9 protein-coding genes are annotated in these 10,764 nt (G+C 39.5%); 5 read left to right on the forward strand and 4 right to left on the reverse strand.

Going from position 1 to position 10,764, the window contains the following annotated elements; all coding sequences use genetic code 11:
• Positions 1-176: 176 nt before the first annotated feature.
• Complete coding sequence (locus tag ASE55_RS05640; protein WP_056216484.1) at positions 177-746, reverse strand: 3'-5' exonuclease; 570 nt, start codon at positions 744-746, stop codon at positions 177-179.
• Between the two features lie 760 nt (positions 747-1,506).
• Between ASE55_RS05640 and ASE55_RS05645 the strand changes: the two genes are divergently transcribed.
• Together ASE55_RS05645 and ASE55_RS05650 are read left to right on the forward strand one after the other, a co-directional pair.
• A complete protein-coding gene (locus ASE55_RS05645) occupies positions 1,507-2,658 on the forward strand; it encodes a zinc-dependent alcohol dehydrogenase (RefSeq protein ID WP_056216486.1) in 1,152 nt (383 codons plus the stop codon).
• Between the two features lie 28 nt (positions 2,659-2,686).
• Positions 2,687-3,214, forward strand: coding sequence for a hypothetical protein (locus ASE55_RS05650; protein WP_056216488.1), 528 nt, complete (start codon positions 2,687-2,689; stop codon positions 3,212-3,214).
• A gap of 182 nt (positions 3,215-3,396) precedes the next feature.
• Here ASE55_RS05650 and ASE55_RS05655 read toward each other — a convergent pair whose 3' ends face one another.
• Positions 3,397-3,993: a Crp/Fnr family transcriptional regulator gene (locus ASE55_RS05655; RefSeq protein ID WP_056216490.1), complete on the reverse strand. Its 597-nt coding sequence runs from the start codon at positions 3,991-3,993 to the stop codon at positions 3,397-3,399.
• Positions 3,994-4,487: 494 nt separating this feature from the next.
• Positions 4,488-6,482 (reverse strand): ATP-binding protein, encoded by a 1,995-nt coding sequence (locus tag ASE55_RS05660; RefSeq protein ID WP_056216491.1) that lies wholly within the window; start codon positions 6,480-6,482, stop codon positions 4,488-4,490.
• A 1,245-nt stretch (positions 6,483-7,727) separates the two neighbouring features.
• Here ASE55_RS05660 and ASE55_RS05665 point away from each other — a divergent pair.
• Both ASE55_RS05665 and ASE55_RS05670 read left to right on the forward strand, forming a co-directional pair.
• Complete coding sequence (locus ASE55_RS05665) at positions 7,728-8,216, forward strand: STM3941 family protein (protein WP_056216493.1); 489 nt, start codon at positions 7,728-7,730, stop codon at positions 8,214-8,216.
• A gap of 199 nt (positions 8,217-8,415) precedes the next feature.
• Entirely contained in the window at positions 8,416-8,856 is a 441-nt protein-coding gene (locus tag ASE55_RS05670; RefSeq protein ID WP_056216495.1) for a hypothetical protein, read from the forward strand.
• Between the two features lie 152 nt (positions 8,857-9,008).
• Here the strand turns inward: ASE55_RS05670 and ASE55_RS05675 are convergent, their stop codons facing one another.
• On the reverse strand, positions 9,009-10,139 hold the full coding sequence (locus ASE55_RS05675) for an alkene reductase (protein ID WP_056216497.1): 1,131 nt from the start codon (positions 10,137-10,139) through the stop codon (positions 9,009-9,011).
• A 131-nt stretch (positions 10,140-10,270) separates the two neighbouring features.
• Here ASE55_RS05675 and ASE55_RS05680 point away from each other — a divergent pair, with 131 nt between their 5' ends.
• Entirely contained in the window at positions 10,271-10,690 is a 420-nt protein-coding gene (locus tag ASE55_RS05680; protein ID WP_056216499.1) for a winged helix-turn-helix transcriptional regulator, read from the forward strand.
• Positions 10,691-10,764 lie beyond the last annotated feature (74 nt).

Raw genomic sequence — 10,764 nt, forward strand, 5'->3', positions numbered from 1 at the left:
AACGTCTGTTGCCGCAGTTCAGAGGGGTCTTGGAAAATAATGCTAATATCTGGGAGTTTTGCGATGACAGATATTTCAAGCCGAAGCGCTTAACTGAAATACAAATAACTACCGAAGTACAAAACGTGGATTAGACTTCCGTCCTCTATTGACAAACAATCTTAAATAGCAGGCAATTATTTTTCATTAAGAATGTGTTGCAATATTAATGCTGTTGCTTTTGCATCATCTAATGCCCTGTGAAATTTAAAATCTTCTTTTATATTCATTTTTTCTAAAACTCTTTCTAATGAGATTCCAGATGTAGAAATATTCTTTTTTGCCAGCCAGTAAACACCCAGTGCCCTGATGTCAAAACCCCCACCTACAAAATAGGTACTATAATCAAATCCGAATTCCGTGAATTCTTTCCTTAGAAGCGGTAAATCGTAGTACAGTCCCCAACCCGCTAAAGTTGATTTATTTTTTTCTCCGTACCAATCTAAGAACAGGGGAACTGCTTCATCAAAATACTTTTCATTTTCAACCATTTCATTTGTAATACCTGTAATCTCAGTGATTTCAGGTAGAATTGGAAAATGTTTCGGTTTAATTAAAATTGAGAATTCACTTTTTATTTCAACCGTTTTCTTATCTACTTTTACAGCCCCTATTTCTATGATATTCGTTTCCTGTATTTCATTTTTCCCAAAAGTTCTGCAACTTCCTTCTAAATCATAAATTACTAAATCACTTGAAAATTTCATATTATAGTTTTAGGTATTTTAAGTTTGCCTGCCATTAACGTTCAAATTTACGAATTGCGCCCATTCGATTATAAAACCTTTGGTAAAGCTATCTTTCAGCTGCTAATTTAAAATTTATTTTTAAGATTTGATTGTTAAGTCATTATAACTATTCCCTGGATAAATGATTGATCGATCCATACTTTTTCTGATTTACTCCCAATAAATAATTGGAAAGGTATACATAAGCTGTTTCTGTTCCTTACAAATAAAGTTATGACAGTGTGGATTGCACAACTTAAATTCAGCTATAATAAAAAAAAATTATGTATGGCATATTAATTGCATACCGTATAATACCAATCACATTAATATTTTGAAAATAAAATCCTTGACTTTTAGTTAAGGATTTTATTTTATGCCATAGGGTGAACTACGCTCCCGGCATCACCTGATAGCAAATGGTTAATGAAGATATATTCCTGTTTTTTCTTCCATACACCAACTCCGATTCACTTCTGAGCACAATACGTATGCTATAATCAATGACAATTATATAATCTGCCGTCAGGAAATATTCTGTTATTAAAGACTGTAAAAAGAAACTTTAAATTAAATCAGATTAATTTATGTTAACTGCTATGGTAACGAAACACAAGCCTTTACCTTCATGACCAAACCCGTCTTCCCTCATATAAAAAACCATAAATTATGGCCAAGCGCTTTATGGCGGTATTTATTTTGCTTTACTCTTTGCACTACCAATCATAAATAAACGCTTATGTTAGCAATGAATTTCCGCGGACCCTTCCGCGTGCGCGCTGACCGCAATATGCCGGAGCCGCAAATAGAACATCCAGAAGACGCCATCGTGCGGGTTTTAAGATCCTGTATCTGCGGATCTGATCTGCATCTTTATCATGGCCTTGTGCCGGACACCCGTGTGGGGACTACGTTTGGGCATGAATTCATCGGAGAAGTGGTTGAAATCGGCTCTTCTGTACAAAAACTGAAAGTCGGCGACAAGGTAATGGTACCTTTTAACATTGCCTGCGGAAAATGCGCCTTCTGTAAACAGGAACTTTTCGGAAACTGCCATGAATCCAATTCAATGGCCACTGCAGTAGGAGGTATTTTTGGCTATTCCCACACGGCAGGCGGCTTTCAGGGCGGGCAGGCAGAATATGCCCGCGTCCCTTACGCAGATGTAGGACCAACCGTAATCCCGGACTGGATGGATCCCGATGATGCCGTGCTGCTTACCGATGTAGTGCCTACCGGCTATCAGGCCGCAGAGATGGCCGGCATTCAGAAAGGCGATACCGTAGTAATTTTCGGCGCCGGGCCCATTGGTATTATGGCGGCGAAATCTGCGTGGCTATTCGGTGCAGGAAGAGTGATCGTGATTGACCATCTGGAATACCGGCTTGATTTTGTAGCCAAATATGCGCAATGTGAAGCTTATAATTTTAACAGCATCGGCGACCCCGTGGTCTTCATCAAAACCCAAACCGATTCTCTGGGTGCGGATGTCTGTATAGATGCTGTAGGCTGCGAAGCAAAAGGAAATTTGACGAATACGGTTCTGGGCACGAAGCTGCTTTTGCAGGGTGGTTCTACCACAGCGCTCCACTGGGCCATTAATGGGGTAAAGAAAGGCGGCATCGTGTCAATTGTAGGGGTTTACGGCCCAACAGATGCCTTGGTACCGATAGGAAACGTGGTAAATAAAGGGATTACGATCCGGGCCAACCAGGCAGCCGTGAAACGCCACCTGCCCAAGCTTATCGAGCATATCAAAAACGGTGTTCTTGACCCGAAACAAATCATTACCCACCGGGTTCCGCTGGAAGAAGTAGCCGATGCCTATCATATATTTTCGCGCAAGCTGGACGGCTGCATAAAGACAGTGCTTATTCCGCCGACCGCTTAACGAGTTTTAACTAAAAAAATATTACGACATGCTTACAGACGAAACAAAGCCTTCCGACTTTAAAAAAAGCGAACAGGCAGATTACAGTCATATAAAAGGTTGGGGAATAGATGCCGACCCTGAAAACGATCCCGTTTATCCTATGAAGAAACGCACCAATGAAGAACATGAGGGTTATGCATGGGAACGGCCGCAACAGCAGCCTGAAGACGTTGAAATTCTGAAATCCGTAGAGCGTCCGAACTTAACCGCTGTTTTCGGCACTGCATCGCCGCCGGAAGGCGTTAACGGAGCCATCCGGAAATTTGCGTTCCGTTACAGTGAGTCCAGCTATGGCAGATGGCTTCCGCTTGTACTGGCAGACCGCGTGGGCGCATTTGAGGGAATTATTGACGACTTAAAAAAAGGCCATCTTCCCAATATCTTTGCCGAGCGTGGTTGGGGAGCCGAATGGAAGTACAATAAAAAGAATTTTCTGCTGAAAGTGGCGGTAGCTGCTGCGGTGACAGCCGTCGCCGTAAGCGTACTATCGTCTAAAAAGAAAAACGACGATTGATCGATTCATGGTCGGAATAAATTCCGGCCATTTTTATGTTTTAAATCCTTATCCGGATTACACGCTCCAAACACGGCGAATAGCGGTTATTATATTCCGAAGTTCTATTACAATATGTCTTCTGATGTTTTATAATCCAGATTGTATGCCTATTTACAGCTTATTTTGAGAGACTAACACGCTTAATAATAAATTTTTCTGTCTATTATTTTAGCATGTCCATAAATCTCCATTTTTTTAATTGTCCGGATCACTGTTTCAATTCTTAATCCTGTTAAACTGGCGAGTTGGGTTCTGGTGTACGGGACAATAAAGCTGTATTTATCTACACACTTAAAATATCCTTTCATATAATTCAAGAGTTTTGTAATTCTTATTAAAGGATCTGTTTCACATAAGAATGTAGATATTAAGTATCTGAAATGCAAACGCTCTGCAGTGTATTTGTTTATCTTTAGAAAGAGATGCGGGCTTGACAATAAGAGTTGTACAAATTTTTCTTTTTCAAGTTTTATTACCTCACATTCAATTACCGCAATGGCATTAACACCATAGGGTGTCTGGGTAAATATATAACTTTCGCCAAAACAGTGCCCGTCAAAAGGGAGACCATGTATAAATTCTTTTCCGTCTACTGTAAAATTATTAATCTTTACAGTTCCTTTTTTTATCTGAAAATAAAATTTTGAAGTTGTTCCTTCCTGAAAAATATATTCCTGTGAATTAATAATTTGTGCCGTAGCACCATGAGAAAATAACAAATCCTCACATATCACCATGTTTAAAAAATTTAATTAAAGTTAGATATAAATCATGATCAGTTTTTATGATTTTAATTTTAAGCTTATTTTAAAGCTGATAGGCAGCATCATAAAATCCTGCTTTTATGCACCCTCCCCCACAGCTTATATTAAGTAGAAATAACAGTCATTAATTCCAACAGAAACCTTTATGCAGGTCAGTAAGCCAATAAAAAAAACCGTGTTTATTCAAATAATCTTTCTATTAAAAATAAAATAACTGACTTTATAATTAACGACTTCACCAGATTCATTTTGTAATAGGCCACGAATGTACATTAAAAGAATATAAAATGATATAACCAAATATATAACAGATCATTTTTTATGAGACCTTTACTCAATTTTTTAATTGAATTGTAGATTAACCTTACCGTTAAACCCTTTATTTACATTACAACATAAAGAATTGCTCTGAAAATTAAAAAAGCGAGGAAAATTTAAAGCCAGGCATCAGAATGTTTATTGTTATATCAGTTAAAAAGCTTCTGCCCGTCTATCGGCAAAACAAAAGAGAATACAGTCTTCTTATTTTTAGTACTTTGCACCTGAATCGTACCGCCGTGGAGCTCAATAATTTCTTTACAGAGATAAAGTCCTATGCCAAATCCTGCAATAGATTTACTGTGAAGATCCTTTGCCCGGTAATAGCGGTCAAATATCCGCTGCTGATCATCTGCAGATATTCCTATTCCCTCATCCTGCACGCTGACTTTTAAACTGTTATCCCCAATTGTTAAATACTCTACGGTAATAACGGATTCAAAAGGAGAATACTTGATTGCATTTCCGATCAGATTGTGGAGCACCTGCGATATCTTTTCACGGTCTGCAAGTACTGAAGTTTGTGTAGAGGGTTTAAAAATAAAATTACGGTTATGGTTAATTGAAAGTACTTCATCTTCAATTTCCGAGAATAATAACTGGAAATCAAAAGCTTTTTTATCCATGTGCAGCTGTCCGGAGTCAAGTCTTGACACATTGAGAAAGCCATTAATCATACTGTTCATATAATCCGTCTGCTTTAAACACCTTTCCAGTATATTTTCCTGCCTGGAGTTTTCTGCATTTACGGGTAATCGCTGTAAAATCTGAATATAGGCCTTAAGCGATGTGAGTGGTGTTTTAAGCTCATGGCTGACCATGCCCATAAAATCATCTTTCCGCTCTTCCTCTTTTTTTTGTTCCGTAATATCCCTGAGCGTACCGTTAAGGCTCAGCGGATCTCCTTTCTGATCATAAAAAACCCGGCCATTGGCCTGGAGCAGCCTTATTTTTCTATCCGTTTTATTCTGGATTCTGTATTCTATAAAATAATGACCGTCAGCATCTTTATCCAGCGATTTCATAATCGCTGCAGTAACCCGGTCCCGATCTTCCGGCACAATCATCTCTAACGCAAGAGACAGGTCTAAGTGTTCTTCAGAAGACAGGCCGAACCAGGTTTTAAGCAGGGTATTTCCGGAAAAGAGATTGGTTGCGGGTTGGTAATAGAAAGTGGCAAGCTGTCCTGCATCTATAGCCAGCGCCAGCATTTGCTGGTCATTCTCATTCTTCCGACGGGCCAAAACCTGCTCAGTGATTTCTTCAAGAATGATAAGAACACCTGAAATATTGCCACGATCAGAAAATATGGGTTGATATACGGAATTCACGATAGCTTCCCTCAGTCCCCCATGGTGATGCAATCTGACCGTGAACTCATTATTGATTTTAGGCTTTCCGCTTTGATAAGCTTCTTTGAGCCACTTATTTACAGACTGGCCGCGCAGTTCCGGCCGCGCATCCTCATGCGGGTAGCCGATTACTTCTGATTCTGTACGGCCCCAAATATCAAGAATGGCCGGATTGGCGATTTCAATAATATGTTCCGGCCCTTTCAGCATGGCAATTCCTACAGGAGCCTGCTCAATGATGGTCCGGATATGCTCCCTGCTTTGGTCAAGCTGTCTTAGAGAATTGCTGAGCTCTGCGTTAGTGAAAGTCAGTTCTTCAAGTGTTGCAGCCATTTCTTCATTGAGCGCATGTTCCCTTTCTTCTTTCTGCTGTATCTGCTGTACAAATTCACGGCGCGAGGTAACATTAAGTGCCGTATTAAGAATGCACCATGTCTCATTATTATGGTCAGTAAGCGCCTTATATTCGTAATCAAAATAATCAAGCGTTTCCACTCCGTTTTTGATCAGTTTTGCAGGCGCCTCATGTACAGAATACGTTTCACCGGAACGCCAGACCTTTTGCAATAACTCTAAAAATGGCTGTCCTTCCAGTTCCGGAATTGCTTCCATCAACGGTTTACCTATGGCAGATGGGTCTTTACCCCATAATGCTAACATGCCCGCATTTGCAAAACGGATGACCATATCTTCACCTGAATAAATGGCAGTGGGTGACGGCGATGAAGCTAATGCCTGGAGAATTAAATCTATGCTGAAGCTTTTATCGGACAAACTTTCTTGGGTAATCATAAATTAAACAAATGTATGCAAAGTAATTTTATTGTCCTTAATCAGTGGTATATGAAATTCCTGATAAGTTAAATAAGCAGTATATCCTTTCTTTATGGAAATCTTTTTATTCATTTTAAGATTCTGATCCAACTTTCGGAAGCATATTAACAACCAAACTGGAGAAAAGGAAAAGTTGATCCGTATGCTGCAAAATGATTGTCAGAAGAAAGAATATTGATCATCAAATGAGTGACTAATCTAAAATAAAAATCCCCGGCCACAGCCGAGGATAAAAACTAATAACCATGAAAACTCAATTAAACATGAGAATCGGGTGCAAATATAAGCAATTAGTCTACAAATACAATAGACAATTGAAAAATATTTCAGATCTATTGAAAATAATTTATGTATGGCATACTAATTGCATATTATAAAATACCAATCACAATACTATTTTGAAAATAAAATCCTTGGCTTTTTAGTTGAGGATTTTTATTTTTACAGAAGTCATCCTGACTTTAATAAATTTATATCAGTTATATGAAATAAAAAAGGGATTAGGAAATTAGGTCGATAAACCAAAAAAATCCTATCCTTTGTACAAAGTATTGAAAGGTACAATAGAATAAGAATCGCACCTTATATTCCCGTTTGAAAAAAGAGGCTTCAGATCAAAGGCTCCTGTCCATGAGATCATTAACTTTTAAACTTTGATACCGGGTTTGATGATGAAAATTTGCATTCAAAAGATTTGGAATTAGGAATAACAGCTAATATTGCTCACAATAAAAGAAATTCAGATACGGATAATGAACATTACTTTGATCATCAAAATATACTATTGATCCAAAGCCAGGAAATCCCAATACCAAAAGAAAACAAGGAATAATTCAATGTTAAAACCACAGCATAAATGTTGTGGTTTTTATTTCTCATTTGCTTTTGGTAGATTTGGTTAAATCAGAATCCATCAAAAAAGCAGCTATTATTAGAAAAATAAAAACTTACGAAAAAACAATTTATCCGATTGAGATAAAAATCCGGGACCTATAAGACATAGCGATAAACCAAACATAATGATACAGGAAGAAGTAATTACAATGCAGACCGAAATAAGCAGCCATCATTATTACCGATAAACATTATGAAGTATATTTGAACATTAGAGCCTGACATAAGCTTCTCATCACAATCAAATCAGCATAACAATAAAAAATCCACATCCGGAGAACCCTTTTAAATCCGGATTATTATTACATCATGAAACCCATAGAACTATTACCCAGCCTCAGAAAAAGACTGATCCTGCTCAGCCTGGTCATTGCTTTCGGCATTGCAGTAACAGTCATTGCTCCCTTTCTTAGCAGCTCATTTACACTCTTTTTCGGCCTCGCCCTGGCTGCTTTCTGTTATTGCGTCGTCCGCCTGTTCAATCGCGAACCCGTTCTGATGTTATCTGAAGCCGGTATCTTTTCCAAAATGACTATTAACGCCGGGAAAATAGGACTCATTTACTGGTCAGACATTACCGAAATCCGTGAAACAAAGAGGTTTTGGGTCATAAACGGTATTGAACTTCACACTGGCGAAGAAGTAGCAGAACGATACAATTCCAGGATTAACGGAAAATACAGGTCCGGACGCAAAACCCTGTTAATATACCTTTCCAATGATGAAATTAACATGACCCATAAAGAGCTTTTTGTCCTGGTAAACAGGTACTGGGATCATTACAGAATCAATAATTAATGAAAGCATGCAGGCATACTAACTGATCTAACCAAAAGCAGACGGAAAAAATCCTGAATTAGACAGGATTTTATTTTTACGCCAAACCGCGAACTGTTTTCCCGTGCATGACTGCAGATTAAAGGGGTAAATAAAATATAAAAACGGCATCTTTCAAAAGAAAATACTGAATATTCCGTTTAATTCTTAAATTTGGCTCATGCAAAAGAATCTTTACCTCATCCTTATATTATTTTCTCTCAGCAGCTGTTATACGTACCAGGTTAAAAAGCAACCGGATCCAGCGGCTGACAATAAACAAGACGCTAAAAAAAATACAGCTTCTGTTAATACCCCTCCTCAGAATTCTAACGTACAACAGGTACCCACCCCGATTAATGTCCGGGAAAAACTTGCAGCCGGCAAAAATTTTAAAATTGATGTTGATGGTAAGTCGTACAAAATAATAGTGGACAGATGGGAAAATGACAGCTTGGTTGCACACCCGGTTCATCATCCTGAAAAAACACTGAAATTCCACAAGAACCAGATTAATAGCGAGAGAATTGCAGAAAAGCGCTTTTCACAACCCATCGCAGATATTATCACCATTACCGCGTATGCAGCAATCGGGGTGGGTATCTGGTCTCTTCTCCGTTAATTTTAAAATCTTTCCGATAATTATAAAATATTTTTATTCTGTCTTCTCTGGCCTTCTTCTGATCGTTATGACCATAGAAGATTTCAGGACATCGGTTATTTTAAACTGCAGTCAATGATAATGGGTTTTTCAGATAATCCTTACCAATTATTTCAAGCCTCATCAATATCACTGCTGTATTCCGCTTTTGGGTAATCAGCATATCCATTTTTACCACCGGTATAGATGGTGTCCGGATTGCTTTCTGACAGTGGAACATGATACCTGAAACGTTCCGGTAAATCGGGATTAGCAATAAATGGTGCGCCAAAAGATACCAGGTCAGCTGTACCTTCTTTAAGGATTGCATTGCCGCTTTCCTGTGTAAAACCCAGGTTAGCCATGAGCCGGCCGCTGTAGTTTTGACGGAAATGGCTGAAGTAATTGTCCTCTAATTCTGCTACAGGTGTGCCGCTCAGATCTTCTGCAGGTCCTGCAATATGTAAATACGCCAGATTATATCCGCTCAGTTTCTTCAGTATATATTGAAAAAGCGGGATGGTTTCTTCATCCGGAGTCATAATTCCTACGCTGCTTAATGCGGCCGGCGCAAACTTAACAGCGACACGGGTACGCTCCCACACTTCGGTTATTGCATCTAAAATCTCAAATACGATACGCGAACGGTTCTGTATGCTTCCGCCATATTCATCGGTACGCCGGTTTGTAGCAAGGCTTAAAAATTGCGGGATCAGCATTCCGGCTATTGCATGCACTTCGACACCATCAAACCCTGCCTCCCGGGCATTTTTTGCAGCCTGTTTATAATCCTGCACGATCTGTTTAATTTCGGCAGCCGCCAATTCACGCGGCACCAGGGAATCTTTAAAGCCTTCGGGCGTAAAAGAACGGGTTTGCGGATTGACGGCTGACGGCCCTGCAGGAAGTTCCCCGTTAAAGAAATCCGGGTGCGATGCGGAACCGATATGGCCTAACTGTGAAAAAATCAATCCGCCCTGATCATGTACTGCCCGGGTCACCAGCTTCCACCCTTCTACCTGCTGCTGGGTATAAATTCCCGGAACGTTAATGAAACCTATAGACTTTGCATTTACCCAGGTGCCTTCGCTAATAATTAGACCGGCAGAAGCGCGCTGGGCATAATACCGGGCCATTAAAGGCGTAGGTATGAGTTCTGCATTGTTGGCACGCCCACGGGTGAGCGATGCCATCACGATCCTGTTTTTCAATTGCAGGTCTCCTAACTGATATCCTTCCAATAAAGGCTGTGTTGTATCTTCCATTATTTTTTTTTCAGCAAATCTCCGATATCTGCCGGGCTAAAGCAATATAGGGTAAACTAATACCGTAGGGATAAATTTATCCCTATTCACCGATTCTGTTAAATGTGTATTTTTGTATAAACAAATATGTTATGTACGAAAGGAAGATCCCACTTACAATAGATTGCGGCCTGCACCTGACCAGAGAAGTACTTAACGGCAAATGGAAGCCAGCACTGCTGAATGCCATAGCCATGAATGTAAAGCGCCCGAGTGAGATCCAGAGGCTTTTGCCCGATGCAACACGCCGTGTGCTGAATGTGCAGCTAAAGGAACTGGAAGATCATGGGATGATTGAAAAGAAAATTTACCATCAGTTGCCCCCTAAAGTGGAATACGCATTAACAGAAATCGGATGGTCGCTGATGCCCATCATTGACGCGATGAATGTGTGGGGAGATACAAACCGGGATTTTTTAGAGAATGTCATTACACAAAATCCCAGGGTAACCCAAACCTCAAAATCAGTCTGCAATATGCTTCAGATGATGGATACAGATCAAAAAAGTTAATAAATTCTGACCTGAATTTAAGGATAACATGATCAGACCTGCCCGTTTGGTAATAATAATAATAATAATAATAA

It is taken from the genome of Chryseobacterium sp. Leaf201, from assembly GCF_001421435.1.
Taxonomy (GTDB): domain Bacteria; phylum Bacteroidota; class Bacteroidia; order Flavobacteriales; family Weeksellaceae; genus Chryseobacterium.

Coding starts and splice junctions, on each gene's coding strand:
- ASE55_RS05640 (WP_056216484.1), bottom strand. CDS start 746: ATGAAATTTTCAAGTGATTTAGTAATTTATGATTTAGAAGGAAGTTGC.
- ASE55_RS05645 (WP_056216486.1), top strand. CDS start 1,507: ATGTTAGCAATGAATTTCCGCGGACCCTTCCGCGTGCGCGCTGACCGC.
- ASE55_RS05650 (WP_056216488.1), top strand. CDS start 2,687: ATGCTTACAGACGAAACAAAGCCTTCCGACTTTAAAAAAAGCGAACAG.
- ASE55_RS05655 (WP_056216490.1), bottom strand. CDS start 3,993: ATGGTGATATGTGAGGATTTGTTATTTTCTCATGGTGCTACGGCACAA.
- ASE55_RS05660 (WP_056216491.1), bottom strand. CDS start 6,482: ATGATTACCCAAGAAAGTTTGTCCGATAAAAGCTTCAGCATAGATTTA.
- ASE55_RS05665 (WP_056216493.1), top strand. CDS start 7,728: ATGAAACCCATAGAACTATTACCCAGCCTCAGAAAAAGACTGATCCTG.
- ASE55_RS05670 (WP_056216495.1), top strand. CDS start 8,416: ATGCAAAAGAATCTTTACCTCATCCTTATATTATTTTCTCTCAGCAGC.
- ASE55_RS05675 (WP_056216497.1), bottom strand. CDS start 10,139: ATGGAAGATACAACACAGCCTTTATTGGAAGGATATCAGTTAGGAGAC.
- ASE55_RS05680 (WP_056216499.1), top strand. CDS start 10,271: ATGTACGAAAGGAAGATCCCACTTACAATAGATTGCGGCCTGCACCTG.